The 234-nt window shown below is 56.4% G+C and carries 1 protein-coding gene; it reads left to right on the top strand.

Features of this window, described 5'->3' with window-relative positions; translation table 11 throughout:
- Positions 1 to 187, top strand: a 187-nt coding sequence (locus SB751_RS35505; RefSeq protein ID WP_410749675.1) for an amidase family protein, incomplete at its 5' end; no start/stop codon positions are given.
- Between the last annotated feature and the right edge of the window lie 47 nt (positions 188 to 234).

Below are 234 nucleotides of genomic sequence, written 5' to 3'. Positions count from 1 at the left end.
CTATGCGTTCAATGTCACTGGACATCCGGCCATCAGTGTACCGATCGGGCTTTCGTCGCAAGGGCTGCCCATGGCTGTCCAAATCGTAGGTCGATATTTCGACGAGGCGCTCGTGCTCAGGGTTGCGCGGACCATCGAGAAACTCTCTGGATGGGAGGCGCAGCCACTTCCCGACTTGGAGTCGTGATACCGAAATTTGTCATCGGGCCATCTGACTTCTCTGCTGCTTCCAAC

The organism is Cupriavidus sp. SIMBA_020 (assembly GCF_046535395.1).
GTDB lineage: Bacteria > Pseudomonadota > Gammaproteobacteria > Burkholderiales > Burkholderiaceae > Cupriavidus > Cupriavidus campinensis.
The sequence above is the reverse complement of the archived record's forward strand: the minus strand, read 5'-3'. Positions and strand labels throughout refer to the sequence as shown.